Genomic DNA, 23,375 nt, shown 5'->3' with positions numbered 1-23,375 from the left:
CGACAGGCCTTCACATCTCGCAGACACGACAACCGGTGACGCCCTGCACACCGGATGGGAGAGACATGCCATGAACTACCACGACCATTATGCGAAGGCTGATCGCCCCGTCGAAACCTGCGTCGTCGGCACCGGCGGGTTCGGGCAGAGCTTTCTTGCTCAGGCGCGGCATGTGCCTCTGATGAATGCGCGCATCGCGGTCGATCTGACCGCGGAGGCCGCCGCCGCGGGCCTGAAGGCGGCCGGCATCGATCCGCGCATCATCCGGATCTGCGAATCCGCGAGCGACGCGAAAGCCGCCTGGGACCGCGGAGACTTCCTCGCCGCCAGCGATCTCGCGCTCGTCACTGAACTTCCCTTCGATGTGGTTGTCGAAGCGACCGGACGCCCGAGAGCGGCCGCCCGCCACGGCCTCCTTGCGATCGAGGCCGACAAGCATCTCGCCCTCGTGACCAAAGAAGCCGACAGCGTGATCGGCCCTGAATTGAAGGCCCGTGCAACCGAGCGTGGCCGGGTCTCGACCACCGTCGACGGCGATCAGCCGAGCCTGCTCATCGGGCTCGCCACCTGGGCAGAAGTCATGGGCTTCCACCTGGTCGCGGCGGGAAAGTCGAGCGAGTACGACTTCGTTTTCGATCCTGCGACCGGCCGTCTCAGCAGCAATGAGCGCTCCGCCGACAATGTCGACCTCGCTCCTCATTGGGATCTTGGAACGAGGAAAGTCTCGGAGCTTCTCGAAGCCCGCCATGCCGCGATCTCCGGCTTCCCTCAACGGGCCGTGCCGGATCTGTGCGAGCTCATGGTGGTCGCCAACGCCACCGGCCTGCAGCCGGACCGCCTCGATCTCCACGCTCCGCTTGCCCGCATCGGTGAAGTGCCGACGATCTTTTCTCATCGGGAAGGAGGCGGCATCCTCTCGGGCGATCGCCGCCTCGACGTGTTCCACTGCCTGCGCAAGCCGGACGAGATCAGCTTCGCGGGGGGCGTCTTCGTGGTCGTGCGCTGCGACGATGCGACGAGCTGGGAGATGCTGGCACAGAAGGGCCATATCGTGAGCCGCACCGGCGACACCGCTATGATCTTCCTGCCGCGCCATCTGCTCGGGCTCGAGGCTGCCACAAGCATTCTCGACGCCGCAATCCATCGCCAGTCGGGATATGGTTCCGACTACCGGCCGCGCTATGACCTCGTGGCCGTGGCGACGGAAGACCTTGCGGCCGGCACCGTGCTTTCCATGGGCGGGCATCACCACACGATTGCCGGCGTCACCGCAGAATTCCGACCGGCGCAGTCTCTTGTGCCCTCCGCGCCGGCGCCGTTCTACCTCGCTTCCGATTGCCGGCTCGCCGCACCTGTTGCGAGAGGACAGGAGATCCGCATGCGCGATCTTGAGATGGAAGACGGACTGGCGCTGATGCAACTCCGCCGCGACCAGGACTCGCGGTTCTTCGGACATCGTGCACAGGCCGCGATGTGAGTTCACGGGCGATGTCAGTGCTGTCCCTTCTGCGTCCCGACCGCTTCACACTCGCTCTCGTGGCGACGGCGATCGCCGCCACGATCCTGCCGGCAACGGGAGTGGGCGCTCCTGTCCTGAAGGTCGTGATCGCAGGCTCGATCGCTCTCCTGTTCTTCCTGCAGGGGGCTCGCCTCTCCCGCGAGGCGATCATTCAGGGCGCCGTCCACTGGCGCCTCCATCTGATGGTGTTCGCCGCGACCTTCCTGCTCTTTCCGGTTCTGGGACTGCTGACCAAGACCTACCTGCAATCCTACCTCGCGCCCGGCATCGCCCTTGGCGTCCTCTATCTCTGCCTTCTTCCGTCCACGATCCAGTCCTCGATCACCTTCACGTCGATTGCCGGCGGGAATGTCGCCGCAGCCGTATGCAGCGCGTCCGCCTCCAATGTCATCGGCGTTTTCCTCACCCCGCTCCTCATGGGATTTCTCACGCAGACGCAGGGCGGCGTATCGCTCAATGCCATCGGCGAGGTGGTAATGCAGCTCCTCGTGCCGTTCCTCATCGGGCATCTCATGCGTCCCTGGATCGGAAGGTGGGTGGAAAGCCAGCGGGCTTTGACGAGCATCGTGGATCGCGGCGCGATTCTTCTGGTCGTGTATTATGCGTTCGGCGAAGCGGCCATCGCCGATCTGTGGCACCAGCTCGCCCCAAGCGATCTGATCGTTCTCGTGGTTCTCAACTGCGTGCTCCTCGCTCTCGTCCTGATCATCACGACCGGGGCAAGCCGTCTGCTCGGCTTCTCGAAGCAGGATGAGATCGCGCTTGTCTTCTGCGGCTCGAAGAAGAGCCTGGGCAGCGGCGTGCCGATCGCGAGCATCCTCTTCCCGGCAAGCATGATCGGCGCCGTCATCCTGCCGCTGATGCTGTTTCATCAGATTCAGCTCCTCGTCTGCGCCGTCCTGGCCCGGTCTTACGCCGAGCGCCGCTGATCGCGAGGCGTTTGCTCGCGTTTCAGCCGGTTTGAGCGGCAGCACCTGTCGGCGTATCGCGCTGAACACGATCGAGGAGCCTCCGCAGCATTGCCTTCACGTGCTCTTTAATGGCCTGGCTACTCGGTTCGGCGGCGTCCGGCTTCGGTTGTGTCATGCCCCGCCCCCCAAGATCTGCAGCGAGTTGATGATCTCTCAAAGATAGATGGGCATAGAAGCCTAGCTGTGCTGCAGCACACATACTTTGGGGTTAGGCCTCACCGGGATGCCGGAAACTATCCCTTCGGTCGTCGGGCTACCACCTCCGGAATGCTGCAGATGCGAGATCATACTGTTACGCTACTGGGACTAAAGGGGGACGGGATATGCAGCGTTTTGAAGTCGTTCAAATGCGTGAAGATCTCTGGTCTGTGATTTTCCAGGGGCAAACTCTGTACCAGTATACGACCGAGGAAGAGGCCCGTTGGGCCGCTTTGGCTCTTGCGACGAATTCCTGCGAGACCGGATCCCAGGCATCGGTCGTCATTACGCCGTCCGGCATGAGCGATCGGATCTAGCTCCCGCACAGTCCCTCGCCGATCAAGCCTCATCGGCATGGAGTACGAAGGTGCGGGGCTTCCTGCGTCCTAGTCCACTCATCACGCGCCTTAAAGCGCCGTGAAGCGGGTCGTTTGCACGGATCACAGGACCGCTTCGCCGACGTCATAAGAGTATCGTTGCCATGAAACTGGTCCATGCCGATGTCTTCGAACTGCTTTTCCAACTGGTCCTGGTCGTCAGCGGCGTGGCAGCGTTTGCGATGATCACCGTGGCTGGCTACATGGTTTAGAACGCAGCTGCTATCTCCACGTCCACAATCCTCACATTGACCGCTACCTGACCGGCACAGCCGAAGAACCGGGTCGCGATGCGTGCTGAGCAGCACCCCGCGCCGGCGCCAATACTTGCCTTTGGCAGCAAGGCACAGAGCCTTCCCCACACAATGATGCGCACAGACCCCATGCCCGACGGCTATGGGAACTCTTGACCTTGCCCTCGCACTGGCTCACTATCTCATAACTAAAGCAACTAATCCATAATTATAGAGCAAGAGGGTGAGAAATGAGGATCAAGGAAGTGTTGCTGTCCAGCCTGGTCATCCTTGGATCAGGACCAGTCCTGGCTCAGTCAGGAGGCGTCATCAACGTGGCGACGATCGGCGAGCCGCCGACCCTCGATCCGATGGTTTCGACCGCGGATCTCGTCGGGATCGTCACCCAGCACTTCTTCGAGACTCTGTTCACTTTCGACAAGGATTGGAAGGTCACGCCCCTCCTTGCAGCGAGCATGCCCGAGGTTACCGACGGCGGAAAGGTCTATACGATCAAGCTGCGGGACGGCATCAAGTTTCACGACGGCTCGGACATGACCTCCGAAGACGTGATTGCCTCGCTGAAACGCTGGATGGAACAGGGCTCCCGCGGCAAGCAGGTCGCCGGCAATGTCGATAAGCTGGAAGCGGTCGACCCCTCGACCGTGCGGCTGACGTTGAAGACGCCCTACGCTCCTCTGCTGGCCCTTCTGGCGTTCAACAACTCCGCGGCAGTCATCATGCCTGCGGAGAAGATGGACGTTCCGATGAAGGACCCGGTCGGGACCGGCCCCTACAAGCTGAAGGAGCGCAAGCCGGATCAATACATCCAGCTCGTTCGCAACGAAGCCTACAAGCCCCTCGAGGGCGCCGGCAATGGCTATGGCGGAGCGCGCAAGCCCATCCTCGACGAGATCCGCTTCGTTCCGGTTCCAGATCCCAATACGCGCGTCGAGGGCGCGATTTCCGGGCAGTTCGACTATGTGGATTCGCTCCCGGTCGAAGCCTATGATCGCATCAAGAACCTGCAGACATCGAAGCCCGTCATTCTCAAGCCGTTCGGCTGGCCGGTCTTCGTGATGAACACGAAGCAGGGTGTGATGGCGAATGTCGACGCGCGCATGGCCGTGCGGCTTTCGCTGAGCATGGAAGACATGCTGGCAGCTGCCTTCGGCAATCCCGAATTCTATTCGCTCGACGGCGCCATGTATCCGAAGGGCTATGTGTGGAATTCGGATGCGGGCGTCGACGGCCGCTACAATGTCGCCGACCCCGACAAGGCCAAGGCGCTGCTGAAGAAGGCCAATTATTCGGGCGGGCCGCTGCGCATCCTCACCAGCCGCCAGTACGAGTTCCACTACAAGATGGCGCAGGTCGCGGCGGAGTATCTCAAGCAGGCCGGCTTCGCGGTCGATCTTCAGGTCGTCGATTGGGCGACCCTGACGCAGCGGCGCGGCGATCCGGCGCTTTGGGACATCTACATCACGCACAGCCCGTTCCTGCCGGAGCCGGCTCTCATCGGTCAGCTGTCCGAGAGCTCCCCCGGCTGGTGGTCGTCCCCGGAACGCAAGAAGGCCGTCGATGCCTTCAACACCGAGAGCGACCCGCAGAAGCGCCCCGCTCTCTGGGCCCAGGTTCAGAAGGTCATTTACGACGAGACGCCCAGCGTCAAGATCGGCGATTTCAACGCTCTCTCGGCACAATCGCCGAAGCTTGAAGGTGTCGTGCCCGCACCCTGGCCGTACTTCTGGAACGTATCGGTCAAGAAGTAACACCACAGCAAACCGGGGAGCGCATCTGCGAGCGCTCCCCGACTCCTCTTTTATGCATATGGACGCATGAGCCGTTACGTCATTCAACGCTTTCTCGGCATGCTCGCCGTGATGTTCGTCGTGGTCACGATCGTCTTCATCATCGTGCGCATCGCCCCCGGCGATCCCGCGGCCGTCATGCTCGGGCCGGATGCCACCGCACAGGATGTTGCGTCCCTGCGCGCCCGCCTCGGCCTCGATCAGCCGCTCATCGTGCAGTACGGCATCTTCTTCGGCCAGCTGCTGCAAGGCGATCTCGGCGAATCGATCTTTCTCAACCGCCCCGTGCTCTCCGCATTGGCGGACCGCGCGGAGCCGACCTTCTTTCTGACGCTGTTCTCCATTTTCATTGCGGGCCTGATCGCCATTCCGGTCGGTATCCTGTCGGCATATTGGCGCGGATCGCTCTTCGATCAGGTCTCAACGACCTTGGCCATGCTCGCCGCATCCGTTCCGAGTTTCTGGCTCGGATTGCTGCTGATCCAGTTCTTCGCGGTGCGCCTCGGCATCTTCCCGGTCTCCGGCTATGGCGGCCCCGGCGCGAGCCTCGCCACGCGGCTTTCGCATCTCGTCCTTCCCGCTCTCTCGCTCGGCATCGTCTCGTCCGCGCTGATCCTGCGCTTCACCCGGGCCAGCATGCTCGACGTCCTCAATGACGATTATGTCCGCACCGCGCGCTCCAAGGGCATGGGCGAGTTTCGCGTCGTCATGAAGCATGCCTTCAAGAACGCACTCATTCCGGTTCTCACGGTCATCGGCCTGACGGCGGCGCTTCTCGTCTCCGGCGCCGTGGTGACGGAAACCGTGTTCGGCCTTCCCGGCGTCGGCAATCTCGTCGTCTCTGCCGTCCTGCGGCGCGACTATCCCGTCATCCAGGGCGCTCTTCTGATCGTTGCCGCACTTTATGTGCTCATCAACTTCCTGATCGACATGCTCTATCTGCTCGTCGACCCGCGGGTGCGCTACTGATGGCCGCCGTCAGCTCCCCTGCCATTACTGAGGCCAGCTTCGTCTCGCGGCTGATCACGCGCAGGACGGTCATGGCCGGCATTCTCATCCTGCTGATTGTTGCGACGCTGGCGATCCTGGCGCCCTTGATCGCGCCCTACTCGCCGAGCCGCCTGTCAGTGGTGAACCGTCTGAAACCGCCGAGCGGAATCTACTGGTTCGGCACGGACGAATTCGGCCGGGACGTCTTCAGCCGCACCATCTATGCCGGCCGCCTTTCCCTGCTCGTCGGCGTTTCGGTGGTGGCGTTCGCAGCAATCTTCGGCGTCACGCTCGGCCTCGTCGCCGGCTTCTTCCGCCGTCTCGACACGCCGATTGCCCGCATCATCGATGCGATGATGGCCTTTCCCGACATTCTCCTGGCGATCGCGCTCGTTGCCGCATTGGGCCCGTCCCTCGTCACGGTCATCGTAGCGCTCGGGATCGTCTATACGCCGCGCCTCGCCCGCATCGTGCGCGCCTCGACGCTCGTGATCCGCGAGTTGCCCTATGTGGAGGCTGCCCGTGCGCTCGGAGTGCCCACATGGCGCATCATGAGCCGGCACGTTCTGCGCAATCTCGTGTCTCCCATTCTCGTCCAGGGCACCTTCATCTTCGCCTACGCGATGCTGGCGGAAGCAGGCCTGTCGTTCCTCGGGCTCGGCGTAAGCCCGGAGATTCCGACCTGGGGCACGATGATTGCCGCCGGGCGGCAATATATCGGACAGGCCGACTGGATGACGCTGTTTCCCGGCATTGCCATCATCCTCTCCGTTCTTTCATTGCAGATGGTCGGCGACGGCTTCCGAGACCTTCTCGATCCGCGCCTGAGAAAGGATCTTTGATCTCATGACTTTTCATGCGGACGCATCTCCCCTGCTGATTTCTGGCGCAAAGCCCGTCGGCTTCGGCAAGGGTGTGCCTCAGGAAGCGACCGACATCCTGGTCGGCGCGGACGGCAACATCGCCGGCGTCGGCTCGTCGCTCGCTGCACCCGATGGAACTCGCCGCATCGACGCCAGGGGCGCCTATGTCTCGCCCGGCTGGGTCGATCTGCATGCCCATGTCTGGCACGGCGGCACCGACATCTCCATCAAGCCGCAGGTCTGCGGCATCGAGCGGGGCGTGACCACCATCGTCGATGCCGGATCAGCCGGAGAAGCCAATTTCCATGGCTTCCGCGAATACATCATCGAGCCGGCCAGGGAGCGCATCAAGGCATTTCTCAACATCGGCTCGATCGGCCTCGTCGCCTGCAATCGCGTCAGCGAACTGATCGACATGCGCTCCATCGACATCGACCGCACCATCGCCTGCGTCGAGGCCAATCGCGACATCATCATCGGCATCAAGGTGCGTGCGAGCGGCGTCATCGTCGGTGCGTGGGGCATCACGCCCGTGAAGATCGCCAAGAAGGTCGCCAAGATCCTGAAGCTGCCGCTGATGGTGCATGTGGGCGAGCCGCCTCCGGTCTTCGACGAGGTTCTCGAGGTTCTGGGGCCGGGCGACGTGGTGACCCATTGCTTCAACGGCAAGGCGGCCGCCAACATCATGGAGGACGAGGACCTGTTCCAGCTCGCGCAGCGCTGCGCGAAGGACGGGATCCGCCTCGATGTCGGCCATGGCGGCGCCTCGTTCTCGTTCAAGGTCGCCGAACTTGCGATCCAGCGCGGCCTTCTGCCCTTCTCGATCTCGACCGACCTGCATGCGCGCTCCCTCGACAACCCTGTCTGGGACATGGGCACGACCATGTCGAAGCTTCTGTCGGTCGGGATGCCGTTCGAGGCGGTCATCGACGCCTCCACGCGTGCGCCGATGGAGGTGATCGGGCTTCCCACTGAGAACCTGCTCTCCCCCGGCACCCGCGCCGAATTCACATTGTTCGAGGTCAACGACAGCGATCTGCGGATCGTCGACTCAATGGGCTACAACGCGCATCTGCCTCGCCTGATCGAGCCGATCTGGACGATCCTCGGCCAGGAGGCCGTCAAGGCGAGCCGCTATGCCCCGCCGCGGAAATCCGCTCTGGAAAGCTCCGCCTGTCCGCATTGCGGGTGGATCAACGCCCGATGACGGTGCTTCCCGACGATATCGTGCTCAAGGTCTCGGATCTGCAGACGCATTTCGAGCTCGGCGGCCGTGTCGCCAAGTCGGTCGACGGGGTGAGCTTCGACGTGCGGCGCGGCGAGACGGTCGCGGTCGTCGGCGAATCCGGATCGGGCAAGTCCGTCACCAGCCTGTCGATCATGCGCCTCCTGTCATCGCCGGGGCGGATCGTCGGCGGCAGCATCCTCTATCGCACGAGCCAGGGCCAGATCGTCGACATCGCCGCTCTGCCTGAGAGGAAAATGCGTGCCATCCGTGGCCGGGAGATCGCCATGATCTTTCAGGAGCCGATGACGAGCCTCAACCCGCTCTACACGGTCGGCGACCAGATCATGGAGATGATCCGGCTTCACGAGCCTGTCTCGGCAGCCGAGGCGCGCCAGCGCGCAAAGAAGATGCTGGATCTTGTGGAGATTCCGGCGGCAGACCGTAGATTGGACGAGTACCCGCATCAGATGTCGGGCGGCATGCGCCAGCGCGTGATGATCGCTCTCGCACTCTCCTGCAATCCCAACCTGCTGATCGCGGACGAGCCGACGACCGCACTCGACGTGACCATCCAGGCCCAGATCCTCGATCTGCTGCGCAGGCTGCAGCGCGAGATCGGCATGAGCATCCTGTTCATCACTCACAATCTCGGCGTCGTGGCGGAGATCGCTCACGATGTAGTGGTGATGTATACCGGGCGCGTGGTCGAGAAGAGCCCCGTCTCGGGCCTCTTCGCACATCAGAAGCATCCCTATACCCGCGGCCTTCTGGCCTGCATCCCCAATGCATCGCGGGACCGTGGCGCCGCCGGTGAAAGGCTTCGGCTCAATCCTATTCCCGGAAACGTGCCGAGCGTGACCGCCCTGCCGCCGGGCTGCAGCTTCGCGCCACGCTGCTCCTACCGCATTCCGCATTGCGATGAGGCCCCCCCACTCATGACGGCCGGCCCGTCCCATCTGAGCCGATGCTGGAGGCATGAGGCCCTATGAGCACGGAAACTCTCTTAAGCGTCCAGGGGCTCACCAAGCAGTTCCAGACCCGCAGCGGCACCGTCAGGGCTGTCGATGGCGTGAGCTTCGACGTGAAGCGCGGCACCATCGTCGGCCTCGTCGGCGAATCCGGATCGGGCAAGACCACGGCGGGCCGCTGCACGCTCCGGCTCGTCGAGCCGAACGAGGGCCGCATCGTCTTCGACGGTGTCGATCTGCGCACGTTGCCGGAGCGGGAGATGCGGGCCTATCGCAGCCGTCTCCAGATCATCTTCCAGGATCCCTATTCCAGTCTCAATCCGCGCTTGCGCATCGACCAGATCATCGGCGAAGCGCTGGATATCCACCGACCCGTCAAGGGCAGCGCCCGGCGAGACCGCATCGCGGAACTGCTCGAGCGGGTTGGCCTCAACCCGGATGCGGCGCGCCGTTTTCCACATGAGTTCTCCGGCGGGCAGCGCCAGCGCATCGGTATTGCGCGGGCGCTCGCCGTGGAGCCCGATTTCATCGTGGCGGATGAGCCCGTCTCCGCGCTCGACGTGTCGGTGCAGGCGCAGGTTCTCAACCTGATTCAGGATCTGCAGCAGAGCTTCGGCCTGACGATGCTGTTCATTGCGCACGATCTGTCGGTGGTGGAATATCTCTGCGACGAGGTCGTCGTCATGTATCTCGGGCGCGTCATGGAGCGTGGGCCGAGCCGCGAGATCTATGCCATGCCGCGCCATCCTTATACGCAGGCGCTTCTCTCCGCGGCTCCGATCCCCGACCCGGCGGCGAGCCGACAGCGCATCGTTCTGAAGGGCGATATTCCAAGCCCGATGAACCCGCCATCCGGCTGCGTTTTCCGCACGCGCTGCCGCTATGCGGTCGAGGCCTGCGCCGAGATCGTTCCTCCCCTAGAGGATATCGGATCGGACCATCACGTCGCCTGCATTCGGCAGGGCGATTCTGAAGTGATTTCTCAAGGACTGACATTGTGAACGAAGTTCAATATCTGACTACGTCGAACCCTTACGAGCGCCTAAGGGAGCTGGGCATTGCCCTGCCGAAGCCCCCGAGCCCGATCGCCAATTTCGTGACCCATGTGCAGGAAGGAAACCTCCTGTTCCTGTCGGGACAGGGACCGCAGGAGATCGATGGCTATCTCCATACCGGAAAGGTCGGCCTCGACGTCGATCCCGACGAGGCCTATGAGCACGCCAAGCTGACGGGGATCAATCTACTTGCGGTCATGCAGGATGCGCTGGGCGACCTGTCGCGGGTGAAGCGCGTCGTCAAGCTGCTGGGCATGGTGAATGCGACGCCGGAATTCGGCGAGCACCCCAGAGTGATCAACGGGTGCTCCGATCTCATGATGGCGGTGTTCGGAGAGGCCGGGCGGCATGCCCGCTCCGCCGTCGGCTTCGGCTCTCTGCCCAATAACATCACCGTCGAGATCGAAGCCATCGTCGCCGTCGAGGAATGAGGCTTTTCCTCATGCGTGGATCAGCGCCAGCCCAATGTTGCCTCGATCCTTTCGGACGCCGTGCGCACGGCCGTGGTGTAGCGCTCGCGGTCCTGCACCACGCGATGCTCAGGCAACACGATGGAGATCGTCGCGATGCATTCGCCGGAAGGCTGACAGATCGGCGAGGCAATGCAGGCCACCGAGAAATCGGATTCGTTGATCTGGATCGACAGGCGCTCCCGCAAGGCAGCCACCGAGGCTTCCGACAGGGTTTCAGGATTCGTATTGGCGCGGCCGGTGGGCGACACTTTCGCCGCGTGCCTGAAGACACCGAGGCGCTCCGCATCGGGAAGGTGGCCCAGGAGAAGGCGCCCGGAAGCCGTCCAGTTCAGCGGCACCCGCGAACCGACCTTGGACGTCACCCGGAAATGCCCCGGTCCGTCGGCCATGGCCATCACGACCATATGGTCGCCGTCGCGCCCGCAGATCTGGATGGTTTCCTCCACCTCCCGGCACAGGTCCTGCATCTCATGCGTCGCGATGTTGAGAAAGTCGAGGGACTGGGCATAAGCGAGGCCGTAATGATAAAGCCGCGGCCCGAGCCAGACTGTCCCGTCGCTGCGGCGCTGCAGAAGCCGCTTCTCGACCAGGTCCTCGATGATCACATAAACCGTCGAGAGCGGCGCCCCGACGGCCTTGGCCACCGCATAGGCGCCGACCGGCTTCATTTCCGCCTGCAGAAAATCCAGGATCTGCAAGGCACGGTCGATGCCGCTGACGCGCGCCCCACGGCTGCGCTTCTCGGGCGCGGCCTTCGCAACATCGGGGAACTTGGTGTCCACTGGATCTCCTCCGAACTTCGGGAATTGCGACCCGCCATCACGCTTGGCTGCGTCCCGTTACATACTTCCTCAATAGTGGAATAACCGCCATTCCGGCAACATAAAATGTAGAGACAAAGAGCCCCATGACCCAGCAAGACATCCGCCCTGCCCTCGGCCTTCGCCCCATCATCAACGTCTCCGGCACGATGACGTCCCTCGGCGCCTCCATCGTCGTCCCCGAGGCTGTCGCGACCGTCTCGGGGATCCTGCCGCAATTCGTCGAAGTCGGCGATCTTCAGAAGAAGGCGAGCCGCACGATTGCCCGCCTGTGCGACACCGAGGCCGGTTTCGTCACGGCGTCCTGCTCGGCGGGAATCACGCTGGCCGTTGCCGGCGCCATGACCGGCTGCGACCTGGCGGCCGTCGAGCGGCTTCCCAATACGGAAGGCCTCAAGAACGAAGTGCTGATCATGACCGGCCACATGGTCGGCTATGGCGCGCCGGTCGAGCAGGGAATCCGCCTGTCGGGCGCGAAGGTCGTGCCTGTCGGACAGGCCACATCGGCCCATGGCTATCAGCTCAACGGAGCCATCAACGAGCGGACGGCTGCTGCGGTTTATGTGGTCTCCCATCACACGGTGCAATACGGGCAGATCCCGTTGAAAGAATTCGTCGAGATCTGCCACGCGCGCGGCGTGCCGGTGATCGTCGACGCGGCGTCGGAATACGACCTGAAGGGCTTTCTCGCCACCGGCGCCGATATCGCGCTCTACTCGTCCCATAAGTTCCTCGGCGGTCCCACTGGCGGCATCGTGGCAGGACGAACCGAGCTCGTGCGTGCAACCTACATGCAGAACATGGGCATCGGCCGCGGCATGAAGGTCGGCAAGGAGGGCATCCTCGGCACCATCGTTGCGCTCGAAGCCTGGGAGAAGCGCGACCATGCGGCCGTTCGCGAACGCGAGACGCGCTATCTCGAACTCTGGGAGCAGACACTTTCCGGCCGCCCCGGCGTGACGCCGATCCGCGAGGCAGACCCGACCAACAACCCGCTCGACCGTCTTAAGGTCGCCATCGAGCCGAAGGGCGCGCATATCACGGCCTGGGATCTGGCCGATGCCCTCGCAACCGGTCAGACACCGATCATCGTGCGCGACCACGAGGTCGAGCATGGCTACTTCTATCTCGATCCCTGCAATCTCCATCCCGGTCAGGAAAGAATCGTCGCGGAGCGCATCGTCGAAGAGTTGGAGAAGGCCCGGCGGTCGAACGAGATCATCGCGACCCCACTCGAGGGCCGGCGCAATAGGGCTTCGCAAGCCATCATGCGCTGGCCGGACTGATTGGAAGGATAGCGGGCGAGCCTATCCGGTTACGCGCTCGCCCCTTCCGTAGACGAGCAGCATCGCGATGATGACGGTGCCGTAGATGATCTGGCGGCCGGCCTCGGGCATCTGCATGATCGAGAGCACCGAATTGAGGAGCACGATCAGGATGACGCCCACGAGCGTGCCGAGATAGCGCCCGCGCCCACCGAGGATGTTGGTGCCGCCGATCACGACGGCGGCAATCGCCGGCAGCAGGTACGGATCGCCCATGCCCTGATAGGCCTTCGTGGAATAGCCGGCGAGAAGGACGCCGGCGAGGCCCGCCGCAGCGCCCGAAAGGGCAAAGGCGATGAGGATCACGCGGTTCGTGTCGATGCCTGAGAGATAGGCGGCACGCTCGCGATTGCCGATGGCATAGATCGCACGCCCGAGGGTCGTGCGTGTGAGAATGACGACGACCAATGCCGAGACCGCAAGCCAGACGAGGAGCGCGACCGGGATCACGCCGCCGATGCGCGCGACCGCGAGATACTGCATCAGGTCGGTCGCCGCCGTCTGCGGTGCGAAACCGCCCGTATGAGCCACCATGAGGCCGCGCATCACGGCGTTCATTCCAAGCGTGAAGATCATGGACGGCACCCGCAGATACGCGACGCCAAGCCCGTTGACGATGCCGACGAGAAGACCGATTCCCAGCCCAACAGGAATGGCCCACGGCCCGCCGACGGCGGTTGCCATCATGGCGGCCGCGGTCAGGGTCCAGGGCACCGAGAGATCGATATGGCCGAGCAGGATCACCAGCATGAGGCCGGCCGCTACGATGCCTAGGAAAGATCCCACCTGAAGCTGCTGCAGGAGATATTGCGGCTGCAGCAGCGGCGCGCTGCCCTGCGTCAGCATGGTGTAGCCGGTCCCGACGAGCAGGATGAGCAGCACGAAACCGGCTGCGAAAATGACAGGCTTATCATCAGGCTTCAGGCGGAAGCCCTGCGGCGCAGGTATCGTGGCGGTCTTGCTCACCGGAACACCTCGAGCTTGTTCCTCAGGCGCAGCAGCTTCAACCCGCCGAGGCTCACGGCGGCGAGAAGGACGAGGCCCTCGAAGAGCGGCTGGAGAAGAGGTGCCACGTCGAAGATGCGGAAATTGAACGAGATGGTGCGCAGCACCAGCGCACCGATCACGGAGCCGATGGCGCTTCCGCTGCCGCCCACGAGGGACGTGCCGCCGATCACCACGGCAGCGATGGAGTTCAGCGTATAGGCTCCCGCCTGCGGGATGTCGGCATTGCCGGAAGATGTCTGGAGCGCGAGAAAAAGTCCTCCCAGCCCGGCAAAGAGGCCCGCCAGCGTGAAGGCAGCGAGCTTTGCTCGGTTGATCGGCAGGCCCGACATATAAGCCGCGCCCTCGGCGGATCCGATGGCATAGACTGTGCGCCCTGTGACGGAACGGGTGAACGGCACCCAGACCAGAAGGATGATGAGGGCGAGCAGGATCAGCGGCACCGGAATCCACGCGAATGGCTGCAGCCAGACGGCCTCGCCATCGGAAAAGAGCCCGAAGGTTGCCGCGAACTCCCTCACGTCGCTCGTGACCGCCCAGGACAGGTCCTCGTGCACCTTGCCGCCGGGCGTCGGCCGCAGGATGAGCGCGAAGCCCATATAGATCGCGCTCGTGGCAAGCGTTGCGATGATCGGCTGGATCCGTCCATAAACCACCACGCAGCCATTGGCGAAGCCGCAGGCCGCGCCTGAAGCGATGCAGATGACGATGCCGAACGCGATTTCCGCTGGGCTGCCGTTGACGAGATGGCTCGCGATGCAGCCGACGAGCGTCATCACCGCGCCGACGGAGAGGTCGAGGCCCGCCATGAGAACGGGCACCGTCTGAGCCATGGAGACGAGAGCCAGTGCGAAGGCCTCGTTGGCGTTCTGAATCAGGATCTGCCCCGTGAAACCGCGAGGATGGTTCGCCTGATAGAAGAGGTAGAGCGCAAGGAAGAGCGCAAGTCCGCCGAGGATGCCCGCATGCTGCCGCATCCGCGCGCCGAAGCCCCAGCGCCTTCTTTGAGCTTTCTCCAACGGCTCCGCTGCATCGGAGGTAAGGGCCACATCAGCCATGAGCCGGCTCCCGCTGACCGACGATGTTGAGCGCGCTCGCGATGAGATTGCGCTCGTTGATGGCCTCATCCTCGAGGGCGCGAACGATGCGGCCGTCATACATGACGCAGACCCGGTCGCAGCAGCCGATCAGTTCCTCGTAATCGGTCGAGTAGAACAGAATGCAGGCACCCGCGTCGGCAAGCTCGCGCATGAGGCGGTAGAGCTCCTGCTTCGTTCCCACATCGATGCCGCGGGTCGGATCGTTGAGAAGGATCACGTCAGGCCCGGTGGCGAGCCATTTGGCGATCACCACCTTCTGCTGGTTGCCACCCGACAGGGTCGCGACCGGATCGCCTGCATCGCCGATCTTGATCCGCATCTGCTCGATGGCCTCCTGCACGACCGCGCGCGTGCGGCGCGCACTGAGGAAAGGACCGCGGGCAAGGCGATCGAGAGAGGCCATGGCAAGGTTGTCGGCGATCGACATCGAGAGAATGAGCCCCTCGCTCTTACGGTCCTCCGGCACCAGGGCCATATGGGCACGGCCGCTCTTCGCCGCGCGCGGCGAGGACATGGCCATGGTCCTGCCCTCCACCGTCACCGTACCGCGTACGCCGCGCAGCACACCGAAGAGAGCAAGGAGCAGTTCCTTCTGTCCCTGCCCGTCAAGACCGCCCAAGCCGACGATCTCGCCGCGTCCGGCTTCGAGCGTCACGCCATTGAGGCGGCTTTCCCATGAGAGATCGCGGATCTCGATGAAGGGTGCCGGGCGCGGCCGCTCGGGCTTTGGCGGGAACTGCCCTTCGATCTCGCGGCCGATCATGAGGCCGATGATCTCGTCGCGGCTTCGCGTCCCCTTCGTGAAGGTCTCGATATGCCGCCCGTTGCGGAAGACGGAGCAGCGATCCGCCAGAGCCTCGATCTCGTGCATGCGATGGGAGATGTAGAGAATGCTCAAGCCCCTCGCTTTCAGGTCGAAAAGCATGCGGTAGACGAGGTCCACGTCGGCCGCCGTGAGTGCGGAGGTCGCCTCGTCGAGAATGAGAAGCTTGGGGTTGCGCCCGAGAGCCTTCGCGATCTCCACCATCTGCCGGCGGGACAAAGGCAGATCCGCAACACGCGCCGACGGGTCGATGTCCTCGCAGCCGACGCGGGCGAGCAGTTCCTCCGATCGCCGGCGCTGTGCACGGCCGTCGATCAGCCCGAAGCGACGTGGCGGGCTCGACAGAGTGATGTTGTCGGCCACCGTGAGCTCCGGCATCAGCGAGAGCTCCTGAAAGATGCAGACGATGCCGGCGCGGTTCGCCGCCGCCGGACCGGGAAACATCACAGGCGTGCCCTCGAGGGTCATGCGACCTTCATCGGGCTGCACGACGCCGGCCATGATCTTCATGAGCGTCGATTTGCCGGCGCCGTTCTCTCCCAGAACCGCGTGGATCGAGCCGCGGCTGCATGCGAAATCCACATCCCGCAAGGCATGGACGCCTCCATATCGCTTGGAGACGTTCTCGAGGGCGAAGAAGGGCGCAGGTTCCATAGGACCCCTTCGATGCTCGGAAGCTGAAGCTCCCTCCCCGACATATGCCGGGGAAGGAACGGATGCGCGTTGGCCTTGTGGCTCTACTGGGTGTTCTTGGCATCCTTCGCCATGATTTCCGGTGCGGTGACATTCACGCCGCAGGCAGGAAATTCATTGGCCGCGAAGAAGTTGTCGGTGAGGTTCGACCAGAAGTTCACATTGTCCTTGAGCGTCGTGTAATCGACCGCGGGGATCGGGACCGAGATGAGCTGAGGCATCGGATTGCCTTCCAGCGCCGAGATCGCGGCCTTCATGGAGATCGACACGAGCCCAGGCGACTGGCTGTAGGAGTAGCCTTTGAGGCCGTCGCCCGCATGCTTCGCGATAAGCTTGCGATAGCCGTTCTCACCCTCTCCCGCCATCGGCACGAAGGGATGCTTTGCGTCCATCATGGCGCGTACGGAGCCCGTGGAGCCTCCTTGCGTGAACACCGCCTCGAACTTGCCGTGCACGGCGAGCGCATCGGCGGTGGCCTTCTGCGCCGTGCCGTCGTCCCAGTTGCCGACGACTTCGACGATCTGGAACTTGCCTTCCTTCTCCATCAACTCCCTAAAGCCGAGATGACGGTCGCGGTCGACCGAGTTGCCGGGCAAGCCACGCACCTCGAGAATCTTGCCGTCGCGCTTCTGACCCAGCTCCTTCAGAAGGAAGCGTGCAGAGGAGCGGCCGATCTCGAGCTGATCCTCGTTCACCTGCATGACCTTGTCGGTATCGAGCACGTTGTCGAACGGGACGATCACCACATTGTTGCGGTCGGCTAGGCGAATGACGCGGTCGAAGCCGTCGGGCGCCACGGCGATGGTGATGATCGCGTCGAAGCCCTGATTGATGAAGTCCTCCATGGCGCCGAGCTGCGCGGCCACGTCGGTGCCGGTGGAGACGACCTTCAGCTCCTTGATCTTGTCCTTGATCCCGGCCTGCTCGGCAAAGGCCTTGGCCGTCTGGATCATCTGGATGCGCCAGGTATTGCCGACGAAGCCGTTGACCACCGCGATCCGGTAGGGTCCGGGCTTCTTGTCCCATTGCATGTACTTGGTCTGAGCGTTCCAGGGCTTGAAGCAGTTCGGATCCGGTCCTGGGCCGGAGACCGATTTCGGAGCCGCGACGGCGGCAACGGATGAAAGCAGGAAGCCGGTGAGTGCGAGAGCGGAGAGGCGAGCGACACGAGTCATCTGATCCTCCTAAGGCAACGTTCTTCCCTGGTCCGGTTCGTCTGTCGCGAACCCGAACCAACTAGCATGTTAGGGCATCGCAGAGGTGGGACAAGCGGGGCCCTTCCGCGATCGACCATATAGTCATCGGTGGAAAGCGGGCCGGTTCTTGGTAAGGGAGAAGCCCTGCAGTGATGGCCTCGCTTTGGTGCTGACAGGAGGGTCAGCCAGTAAGGCCATTGACCTCACGAAACATTCTTCTCCCCAAAATCCACAGCTACCGCTGCGTGCATTTGACTCACCCTCGAATGAGAACATAATAGGAACATCATCAACACGAGATTGGCTATTGGCGCGGATCCATGGAACCCGGGCGACAGGACAGGCTTGCCGATTTGCGGCTGCAGATTGCCCGGCTGGAAAGGCCTCACAAGGCCAAACCCCTGCCCTTCGGTCTGCGCCCTGTCGATGGCCATCTGCCCGGAGGCGGCTTGGCCCGAGGCGTGCTCCACGAGATGATCGAAGCGGGGCCTGCTTCCGAATTCGCCGGCTGCACAACGCTTTTCACGGCCGGCATCGCCGCCCGCCTCAAAGGGCCGGTCCTCTGGTGCCTGACACGCCGTGATCTGTTCGCTCCCGGCCTCATGCGTGCCGGACTGCATCCGAAGCAAGTGATCTATGCCGAAGCCCGGCGCGAGCGGGAAGTCCTTCCCCTCATAGAGGAAGGCCTGCGCGAGAAGGGGCTTGGGGCCGTCATCGGCGAGGTTTCGCGCCTGGGCCTGACAGCCTCGCGCCGCCTGCAACTTGCCGCTGAATCGACCGGCGTGACCGCGCTGGTCATCCGGCGCTGGTGGACGGTTTCCGAAAAGGAGCTGGTCGACAGCCCAACGGCTGCCGTCACCCGCTGGCGCATCGCCCCTGCCCCGTCCGAAGCCATCCCCACCCCCGGCATAGGCCGGGAGCGCTGGCAGATCGAGCTTCTGCGCTGCCGCAATGGTGAACCCCATACCTGGATCCTGGAGGCCTGCGATGAGAAGGGTCGTCTCGCTCTACCTGCCGACCTGGCCGACCGACCGGATCAGGCGCCGCAAAGGCGCGCCGCCGCAGGATGAGCCCCTTGTCACCGTAAGAACCGAAGGCTCGCGGCGTCTGGTCGGCGCCGTCGATCAGGCCGCGCATGCTCTCAGCCTGCGCCCCGGACAGACCATTGCCCATGCTCAGGCCATGGTGCCGGGTTTGCACATCGTCGATGCGACGCCGGAGGAGGATGAGGCTTCTCTGCATGAACTGGCGCGCTGGTGCATCGGCTATTCGCCCATCGTCGCCCCCAACCCGCCCGACGGCATCTGGATCGATATCGCTGGCGCATCTCACCTCTTCGGAGGCGAGGAGCAGCTCGTTACCGATCTCGTCCAGCGTCTCCGCTCGCAGAGCATCAAGGCCGATGCCTGCGTCGCCGATGCACCGGGCACGGCCTGGGGCATGGTGCGGTATGGAAAGCAGGCCATCGTTCCGCCGGGGCGCTCCATCGAAGCGGTCGAGGGACTGCCGCTTCCGGCTCTGCGCCTGCCGCAGGCGACGGTCGAGGCGCTTCATCGTCTCGGGATCGAGCGGATCGGCCAGCTTGCGGCAATGCCGCGTGCGCCAATCGTCCGACGTTTCGGGAAAGAGATCGTGCTCCGGCTCGATCAAGCGTTCGGGCACGTCGTCGAGCCGCTCAACCCGCTCTTGCCCAAGGATGTGCCGGCGCGACGTGTCACCTTCGCCGAGCCGGTCGGGCGGCTCGAGGATCTGCAGAGCATCGTGAGGCGGCTTGCAGATGGGCTCTGCCGCGATCTCGAACGGCTCTCCCTCGGCATACGCCGCCTCGATCTGGTCTTCGAACGGATCGACCGCTGCAGCGTCGCCCTCCGTATTGGAACCGCAAGAGCGACACGCGAAGCAGATCATCTCGCCAGGCTCTTCGATGAACGCCTGCAGACAATCGATCCCGGCTTCGGCATCGAAGCTGCCGTGCTCATTGCCGGCAAGGTCGAGCCGTTGAGCGAGCGGCAGATCGAAGCGAAGGAGTTGAAGGAAGGTGATGCGGACCGGGTGGATTTGAGCCGTCTCGTCGACCGGCTCAGCGCACGTCTCGGGCCGAAGCGTGTCTATCGCCTCGCTCCGGTCGAAAGTCGCGTGCCCGAGAGGACGATGAAGCGCATTCCGGCTCTCGCGCCCGCGCCGGATGCCCATTGGCCTGAGGATCTGCCGCGACCGGCCCGCCTCCTCGATCCGCCGGAGCCCGTGACGGCAATGGCCCTTCTGCCGGATCACCCGCCGGCCTTCTTCGTCTGGCGCAAGGTGCGCCATCGCGTGGTCAGAGCCGACGGTCCGGAGCGGATCACCGGGGAATGGTGGACATCCGAACGCGAGCGCTCGTCCTTGCGCGATTACTACCGCGTCGAGAGCGAACAGGGCACGCGCTTCTGGCTCTTCCGCGACGCGCCGACCGCCGAGGGCGGACGCTGGTGGATGCACGGGTTCTTCGCATGAGTTATGCCGAGCTGCAGGTCACCACGCATTTCTCGTTCCTGCGCGGCGCATCAAGCCCGCGCGAGCTGTTCGAGCAGGCCAAGCTCCTCGGCTTGTCCGCGCTCGGGATCGTCGATCGCAATTCGCTTGCCGGAATCGTGCGCGCCTATGAGGCGTCGAAGGAAACCGGCGTGCGGCTCGTGGTCGGTTGCCGGCTCGATCTCACCGACGGCACGTCGCTTCTCGTCTATCCGACCGACCGTGCCGCCTATTCCCGGCTCTGCCGGTTGCTGAGCCTCGGAAAGAGCCGGGCGGGCAAGGGCAAATGCAGCCTCGATTGGGAGGATGTGGAAGCCTGGAGCGAGGGCCTGCTCGCAGTGCTGCTGGGAGATCATGTCGATGAGGCCATGCAGATCAATCTGCGGCGACTGAAGCGCGCGTTCGGGAATCGCGCCTACATGGCCCTGATCCGGCGCTTTGCTCCCAACGAGCATCTGCGCCTGTGGCAGGTCGAGCAGGCGGCTCAAGTCGCAGGCGTGCCGAGTGTCGCGATGGGTGATGTTCTCTATCACCATCCCTCGCGCCGCATGCTGCAGGATGTCGTTTCATGCATCCGTCAGGGCTGCACCATCGACGAGGCCGGATTCCGTCTTGAGCGGCATGCGGACAGGTTCCTCAAGGATCCGGCCGAGATGGCGCGCCTTTTCGAGAGACATCCGGAAGCTCTGGCTCGCACGGGTGAAATCGTCAGGCGCTGCCGGTTTTCTCTCGATGAGCTTTGCTATCAATATCCGAGCGAGACGGAGCCTGGCGAGACTGCACAGGAGAAGCTGGAGCGCCTGACCTGGGAAGGTGCCAAGGGGCGTTATGGCGAGGACCTGCCGAAGGAGGTGACCCAGCAGCTGAAGCACGAACTCGCTTTGATCAGAAACCTGAACTACGCTCCGTATTTCCTGACCGTCCATTCCATCGTGAACTTTGCTCGTAGCAAGGACATTCTGTGCCAGGGGCGGGGCTCGGCGGCGAACTCCGCTGTCTGCTACGTACTCGGCATCACCTCCATCGATCCCATTCAATCCGGACTTCTCTTCGAACGCTTCATCTCCCAGGAGCGCAACGAGCCGCCCGATATCGACGTCGATTTCGAGCATGAGCGGCGCGAGGACGTGATTCAGTGGATCTATGACACCTATGGCCGCACGCGGGCCGCACTCACCGCAGTCGTGATCTGCTACCGCACCCGCGGTGCTGTGCGCGAGGTTGGCAAGGCGTTGGGAGTGCCGGAGGATGTAACAAGTGCTCTGTCCGGCCTCGTGCGGGGCTGGAGCACGGAGGGCGTCAGCGCCAGCGACCTCAAGGACTTGAACCTCAACCTGGACGACCCGCGTCTTCGCCTCACATTGGAACTTTCGCGCGACCTGATCGGCGCCCCGCGCCATCTCTCGCAGCATCCGGGCGGCTTCGTCCTGACGCAGGACCGGCTCGACGAGCTCGTGCCGATCGAACCGGCAGCCATGGAGAACCGCCAGGTCATCGAATGGGACAAGAACGACATCGAGATCCTCAAGTTCATGAAGGTCGATGTGCTGGGCTTAGGCATGCTCGGCTGCATGCGCCGGTCGTTCGAACTCCTGCAAAAGCACAAGAACGTCGGTCACGATCTGGCTTCCATTCCTCCCAACGATTCTGCAACCTACGACATGATCTGCCAGGCAGATACGCTCGGCGTGTTCCAGATCGAGAGCCGGGCGCAGATGGCGATGCTACCGCGGCTGAAGCCGAGAGAATTCTACGATCTCGTGATCGAGGTCGCGATCGTCCGGCCCGGTCCGATCCAGGGTGACATGGTTCATCCCTATATCCGCCGGCGTGAAGGTCGTGAGGAGGTGTCTTATCCAACCGAAGAGCTGGAACGGGTGCTCGGCAAGACGCTGGGCGTGCCGCTGTTCCAGGAGCAGGCCATGCGTGTCGCCATCGTTTGCGCAGGCTTCACGCCCTCGGAGGCCGATCAATTGCGCCGGGCCATGGCAACCTTCAAGGCCAAGGGCGATGTCTCGCAGTTCCAGACCAAGCTGCTCCAGGGCATGCGGGAGCGCGGCTATACGCAGGAATTCGCCGAGCGCATTTTCAAGCAGCTCGAAGGTTTCGGCTCCTATGGCTTTCCTGAAAGCCATGCTGCTTCCTTTGCCTTGATCGCCTATGCCTCGTCCTGGATGAAATGCCATCACCCCGATGTGTTCGCTTGCGCCCTCCTCAACTCGCAGCCCATGGGGTTCTACGCCCCAGCGCAGATCGTCCGCGATGTCAGGCAGCACGGCGTCGAGGTTCGACCCGTGGACATCAATCTCTCGCATTGGGACTGCACGCTGGAACGAACTGGTTTTGAGAAGTATCTCGCTCTCCGCCTCGGGCTTCGGATGACAAAAGGCCTGTCCGAAGCTGATGCCGATGCGATCGTTCAGGCCCGCCAGGACAAGCCATTCGCATCGGTCGAAGATCTATGGCTCAGGGCGAAGCTGCACATCGCTCCTCTCGAACGCCTGGCCGAGGCCGATGCGTTCGGCTCCTTGAGCCTCAATCGACGGGATGCTCTGTGGAAGATCAAGGGATTGAGCGATACACAGCTTGCACTCTTCGGAGCCGCGGACGAGCGCGACGAACAATTCCGCCCGGAAGCGATCGAGCCGGATGTCTCCCTGACGCCGATGACAGCCGGACGTGAAGTCGTCGAGGATTATGTCTCGAAGGGCCTCACGCTGAGGCGTCATCCCATCGCCTTCCTGCGCGAAGAGCTGACACGCCGCCGCATCGTCCCCTGTGCCGATCTCAAGAGCATTCGCCCCGGCCAGCGCATCACAGTTGCCGGGCTCGTTCTCGTGCGTCAGAAACCGGGCTCCGCCAAGGGCGTGATGTTCATGACCATCGAGGATGAGACGGACGTCGCCAATCTCGTGATATGGACATCCCTGTATGAGAAGCACCGCCGCCTGATCCTGTCATCCGGCATGATCGGCTGTCGCGGCCAGCTTCAGCGCGAAGGCGATGTGATCCATCTGGTAGCCGAGTACCTGATCGACCTGTCGGATCTTCTGCGCTCGGTCGCCAATCGTGACGATACACTCCATCTGCCTCAAGGCCACGGCAGCAAGGAGCCTGTCATTAAACTAACCACACGGGACTTCAGGTAACAGAGGACAAGGGTACAGGTCGCCGATGATCAGAAAGTCGGCTCTTGTGACCGCTGCCATCGATTT

The 23,375-nt window shown here is 63.3% G+C and carries 20 protein-coding genes; 14 read left to right on the top strand and 6 right to left on the bottom strand.

Annotation, left to right across the window (positions count from 1 at the left end; genetic code table 11):
- Positions 1-70: 70 nt before the first annotated feature.
- Positions 71-1,477, top strand: a complete 1,407-nt coding sequence (locus JKL46_RS03485; protein WP_201830017.1) for an NAD(P)H-dependent oxidoreductase — start codon at positions 71-73, stop codon at positions 1,475-1,477.
- 11 nt (positions 1,478-1,488) lie between these two features.
- Positions 1,489-2,448, top strand: coding sequence for a bile acid:sodium symporter family protein (locus JKL46_RS03480; RefSeq protein WP_201830016.1), 960 nt, complete (start codon positions 1,489-1,491; stop codon positions 2,446-2,448).
- A 22-nt stretch (positions 2,449-2,470) separates the two neighbouring features.
- On the opposite strand, the gene JKL46_RS36235 is transcribed toward JKL46_RS03480, so the two are convergent.
- Positions 2,471-2,605, bottom strand: a complete 135-nt coding sequence (locus JKL46_RS36235; RefSeq protein WP_281399829.1) for a hypothetical protein — start codon at positions 2,603-2,605, stop codon at positions 2,471-2,473.
- A 232-nt stretch (positions 2,606-2,837) separates the two neighbouring features.
- Here JKL46_RS36235 and JKL46_RS03475 point away from each other — a divergent pair, with 232 nt between their 5' ends.
- From JKL46_RS03475 to JKL46_RS03440, 8 genes are all read left to right on the top strand, one after another.
- Positions 2,838-3,005 carry a hypothetical protein gene (locus JKL46_RS03475; protein WP_201830015.1) on the top strand — a complete coding sequence of 56 codons (168 nt, stop codon included), beginning with the start codon at positions 2,838-2,840 and terminating at the stop codon, positions 3,003-3,005.
- 544 nt (positions 3,006-3,549) lie between these two features.
- Complete coding sequence (locus tag JKL46_RS03470; protein ID WP_201830014.1) at positions 3,550-5,070, top strand: ABC transporter substrate-binding protein; 1,521 nt, start codon at positions 3,550-3,552, stop codon at positions 5,068-5,070.
- A 66-nt stretch (positions 5,071-5,136) separates the two neighbouring features.
- The gene (locus JKL46_RS03465; RefSeq protein WP_201830013.1) at positions 5,137-6,078 is read left to right on the top strand and encodes an ABC transporter permease; all 942 of its coding nucleotides are present in this window, start codon (positions 5,137-5,139) and stop codon (positions 6,076-6,078) included.
- Positions 6,078-6,941: an ABC transporter permease gene (locus JKL46_RS03460; RefSeq protein WP_201830012.1), complete on the top strand. Its 864-nt coding sequence runs from the start codon at positions 6,078-6,080 to the stop codon at positions 6,939-6,941. Before JKL46_RS03465 ends, JKL46_RS03460 begins: the two co-directional genes overlap by 1 nt.
- A gap of 4 nt (positions 6,942-6,945) precedes the next feature.
- Positions 6,946-8,169: an amidohydrolase/deacetylase family metallohydrolase gene (locus JKL46_RS03455; protein ID WP_201830011.1), complete on the top strand. Its 1,224-nt coding sequence runs from the start codon at positions 6,946-6,948 to the stop codon at positions 8,167-8,169.
- Positions 8,166-9,179 (top strand): ABC transporter ATP-binding protein, encoded by a 1,014-nt coding sequence (locus JKL46_RS03450; protein ID WP_201830010.1) that lies wholly within the window; start codon positions 8,166-8,168, stop codon positions 9,177-9,179. The genes JKL46_RS03455 and JKL46_RS03450 overlap by 4 nt, the downstream gene beginning before the upstream one ends.
- The gene (locus JKL46_RS03445; protein ID WP_201830009.1) at positions 9,176-10,159 is read left to right on the top strand and encodes an ABC transporter ATP-binding protein; all 984 of its coding nucleotides are present in this window, start codon (positions 9,176-9,178) and stop codon (positions 10,157-10,159) included. Before JKL46_RS03450 ends, JKL46_RS03445 begins: the two co-directional genes overlap by 4 nt.
- A complete protein-coding gene (locus JKL46_RS03440; RefSeq protein ID WP_201830008.1) occupies positions 10,156-10,644 on the top strand; it encodes an Atu1372/SO_1960 family protein in 489 nt (162 codons plus the stop codon). The genes JKL46_RS03445 and JKL46_RS03440 overlap by 4 nt, the downstream gene beginning before the upstream one ends.
- 20 nt (positions 10,645-10,664) lie before the next feature.
- Here JKL46_RS03440 and JKL46_RS03435 read toward each other — a convergent pair whose 3' ends face one another.
- Positions 10,665-11,468 (bottom strand): IclR family transcriptional regulator domain-containing protein, encoded by an 804-nt coding sequence (locus JKL46_RS03435; RefSeq protein WP_201830007.1) that lies wholly within the window; start codon positions 11,466-11,468, stop codon positions 10,665-10,667.
- A 125-nt stretch (positions 11,469-11,593) separates the two neighbouring features.
- Here JKL46_RS03435 and JKL46_RS03430 point away from each other — a divergent pair, with 125 nt between their 5' ends.
- On the top strand, positions 11,594-12,793 hold the full coding sequence (locus JKL46_RS03430; protein ID WP_201830006.1) for an aminotransferase class V-fold PLP-dependent enzyme: 1,200 nt from the start codon (positions 11,594-11,596) through the stop codon (positions 12,791-12,793).
- 21 nt (positions 12,794-12,814) lie between these two features.
- Here the strand turns inward: JKL46_RS03430 and JKL46_RS03425 are convergent, their stop codons facing one another.
- From JKL46_RS03425 to JKL46_RS03410, 4 genes are all read right to left on the bottom strand, one after another.
- Entirely contained in the window at positions 12,815-13,798 is a 984-nt protein-coding gene (locus JKL46_RS03425; RefSeq protein WP_343074004.1) for an ABC transporter permease, read from the bottom strand.
- Positions 13,795-14,814 (bottom strand): ABC transporter permease subunit, encoded by a 1,020-nt coding sequence (locus JKL46_RS03420; protein ID WP_201830036.1) that lies wholly within the window; start codon positions 14,812-14,814, stop codon positions 13,795-13,797. Before JKL46_RS03420 ends, JKL46_RS03425 begins: the two co-directional genes overlap by 4 nt.
- A gap of 73 nt (positions 14,815-14,887) precedes the next feature.
- Positions 14,888-16,414, bottom strand: a complete 1,527-nt coding sequence (locus JKL46_RS03415; RefSeq protein ID WP_201830005.1) for a sugar ABC transporter ATP-binding protein — start codon at positions 16,412-16,414, stop codon at positions 14,888-14,890.
- A gap of 83 nt (positions 16,415-16,497) precedes the next feature.
- A complete protein-coding gene (locus JKL46_RS03410) occupies positions 16,498-17,628 on the bottom strand; it encodes a sugar ABC transporter substrate-binding protein (RefSeq protein WP_201830004.1) in 1,131 nt (376 codons plus the stop codon).
- 341 nt (positions 17,629-17,969) lie between these two features.
- On the opposite strand from JKL46_RS03410, the gene JKL46_RS03405 reads away from it, so the two are divergent.
- From JKL46_RS03405 to JKL46_RS03395, 3 genes are read left to right on the top strand one after another with little or no spacing between them, the layout of a single operon-like run.
- Positions 17,970-18,719, top strand: a complete 750-nt coding sequence (locus tag JKL46_RS03405) for an ImuA family protein (protein WP_201830003.1) — start codon at positions 17,970-17,972, stop codon at positions 18,717-18,719.
- Positions 18,637-20,142 carry a Y-family DNA polymerase gene (locus JKL46_RS03400; RefSeq protein ID WP_201830002.1) on the top strand — a complete coding sequence of 502 codons (1,506 nt, stop codon included), beginning with the start codon at positions 18,637-18,639 and terminating at the stop codon, positions 20,140-20,142. Before JKL46_RS03405 ends, JKL46_RS03400 begins: the two co-directional genes overlap by 83 nt.
- Positions 20,139-23,309, top strand: a complete 3,171-nt coding sequence (locus JKL46_RS03395; RefSeq protein ID WP_201830001.1) for an error-prone DNA polymerase — start codon at positions 20,139-20,141, stop codon at positions 23,307-23,309. Before JKL46_RS03400 ends, JKL46_RS03395 begins: the two co-directional genes overlap by 4 nt.
- The last annotated feature ends 66 nt before the right edge of the window (positions 23,310-23,375 follow it).

This window comes from Microvirga zambiensis WSM3693 (assembly GCF_016735695.1).
Lineage (GTDB): Bacteria > Pseudomonadota > Alphaproteobacteria > Rhizobiales > Beijerinckiaceae > Microvirga > Microvirga zambiensis.
The sequence above is the reverse complement of the archived record's forward strand: the minus strand, read 5'-3'. Positions and strand labels throughout refer to the sequence as shown.

What these genes read in the sequence shown, in the direction of transcription:
- JKL46_RS03485 (WP_201830017.1), top strand. Translation starts at nt 71, where the DNA reads ATGAACTACCACGACCATTATGCGAAGGCTGATCGCCCCGTCGAAACC.
- JKL46_RS03480 (WP_201830016.1), top strand. Translation starts at nt 1,489, where the DNA reads ATGTCAGTGCTGTCCCTTCTGCGTCCCGACCGCTTCACACTCGCTCTC.
- JKL46_RS36235 (WP_281399829.1), bottom strand. Translation starts at nt 2,605, where the DNA reads ATGACACAACCGAAGCCGGACGCCGCCGAACCGAGTAGCCAGGCCATT.
- JKL46_RS03475 (WP_201830015.1), top strand. Translation starts at nt 2,838, where the DNA reads ATGCGTGAAGATCTCTGGTCTGTGATTTTCCAGGGGCAAACTCTGTAC.
- JKL46_RS03470 (WP_201830014.1), top strand. Translation starts at nt 3,550, where the DNA reads ATGAGGATCAAGGAAGTGTTGCTGTCCAGCCTGGTCATCCTTGGATCA.
- JKL46_RS03465 (WP_201830013.1), top strand. Translation starts at nt 5,137, where the DNA reads ATGAGCCGTTACGTCATTCAACGCTTTCTCGGCATGCTCGCCGTGATG.
- JKL46_RS03460 (WP_201830012.1), top strand. Translation starts at nt 6,078, where the DNA reads ATGGCCGCCGTCAGCTCCCCTGCCATTACTGAGGCCAGCTTCGTCTCG.
- JKL46_RS03455 (WP_201830011.1), top strand. Translation starts at nt 6,946, where the DNA reads ATGACTTTTCATGCGGACGCATCTCCCCTGCTGATTTCTGGCGCAAAG.
- JKL46_RS03450 (WP_201830010.1), top strand. Translation starts at nt 8,166, where the DNA reads ATGACGGTGCTTCCCGACGATATCGTGCTCAAGGTCTCGGATCTGCAG.
- JKL46_RS03445 (WP_201830009.1), top strand. Translation starts at nt 9,176, where the DNA reads ATGAGCACGGAAACTCTCTTAAGCGTCCAGGGGCTCACCAAGCAGTTC.
- JKL46_RS03430 (WP_201830006.1), top strand. Translation starts at nt 11,594, where the DNA reads ATGACCCAGCAAGACATCCGCCCTGCCCTCGGCCTTCGCCCCATCATC.
- JKL46_RS03420 (WP_201830036.1), bottom strand. Translation starts at nt 14,814, where the DNA reads ATGCGGCAGCATGCGGGCATCCTCGGCGGACTTGCGCTCTTCCTTGCG.
- JKL46_RS03415 (WP_201830005.1), bottom strand. Translation starts at nt 16,414, where the DNA reads ATGGAACCTGCGCCCTTCTTCGCCCTCGAGAACGTCTCCAAGCGATAT.
- JKL46_RS03410 (WP_201830004.1), bottom strand. Translation starts at nt 17,628, where the DNA reads ATGACTCGTGTCGCTCGCCTCTCCGCTCTCGCACTCACCGGCTTCCTG.
- JKL46_RS03405 (WP_201830003.1), top strand. Translation starts at nt 17,970, where the DNA reads ATGGAACCCGGGCGACAGGACAGGCTTGCCGATTTGCGGCTGCAGATT.
- JKL46_RS03400 (WP_201830002.1), top strand. Translation starts at nt 18,637, where the DNA reads ATGAGAAGGGTCGTCTCGCTCTACCTGCCGACCTGGCCGACCGACCGG.
- JKL46_RS03395 (WP_201830001.1), top strand. Translation starts at nt 20,139, where the DNA reads ATGAGTTATGCCGAGCTGCAGGTCACCACGCATTTCTCGTTCCTGCGC.